Raw genomic sequence first — 1,022 nt, forward strand, 5'->3', positions numbered from 1 at the left:
CCTGCTTACCTACGATCCTAAGCTGATTGCCGAGCATTGCGCCACATGGTATCTTCAACGTGTTGGAGGGGTTGAGCATGCCAAAAAACATGGTACAATTTCAAAAGGGTATGAGTGAAGATGCCTTTGAGATGCTGTTCGGCACTGAAGAGAAGTGCTGGGCGCGCCTTGTCGAATGGCGCTGGCCCAGGGGGTTCGCCTGTCCGGCCTGCGGTGGGGGCAAGTACTCGCTGATCGTCGTTGGCAGACGGCGATTGTTTCAATGTTCGCATTGCCGTGCCCAGACCTCGGTGACTGCGGGCACGATCTTCGCTTCCACCAAGTTACCCCTCAAGACATGGTTCCGGGCCATCTATCACCTCACCCAGAGCAAGGGCGGTATTTCAAGTGTCGAATTATCCAGAAGGCTTGGAGTTACTCAGACCACCGCCTGGAAAATTTCACACAAGCTGATGCAGGTCATGCTTGAGCGAGAAGGACGTCAACCCCTCGCCGGTCGCGTGGAAATGGACGATGCCTACCTCGGCGGCAAGCGTCGCGGAGGCAAACGTGGACGCGGCGCGCCGGGAAAAGTGCCTTTTATTGCCGCAGTTGAGACGACCGAGGGAGGTCAGCCGCACCGGATAAAACTGTGCCGGGTCAAGGGGTTTCGCCGTGACGAGGTGGAACGTGCGTCCAAAGCCATCTTGAGTTGTGGAGCATTGGCGGTGACAGACCGGTTGCCGTGTTTTTCCGGAGTTGAAGCTGCGGGCTGCAGACACGCACCTGTTCGCGACAGCGGGCGCAAGGCCGTGCAGGACTCAATCTTCAAATGGGTCAACACCATGCTCGGAAACATCAAGTCAGCATTGCTCGGTACGTATCGAGCCGTTCGTGCAAAGCACGCCTCACGCTACTTGGCCTCGTTCGGGTATCGGTTCAATCGCCGATACGGCTTGGCGGCGATGCTACCCCGCTTAGCCTGGATCTCCTTGCGGACGCCGCCCATGCCTTACAGATTGCTAAAATTGGCTGAGGATTGT

The 1,022-nt window shown here is 57.1% G+C and carries 1 protein-coding gene; it reads left to right on the forward strand.

The window, feature by feature from the left end; translation table 11 throughout:
* Positions 1-77: 77 nt before the first annotated feature.
* A partial coding sequence (locus tag DESFRDRAFT_RS21595; protein ID WP_005997292.1) for an IS1595 family transposase occupies positions 78-1,022 on the forward strand: 945 nt, incomplete at its 3' end.

This window comes from Solidesulfovibrio fructosivorans JJ] (assembly GCF_000179555.1).
Lineage (GTDB): Bacteria > Desulfobacterota > Desulfovibrionia > Desulfovibrionales > Desulfovibrionaceae > Solidesulfovibrio > Solidesulfovibrio fructosivorans.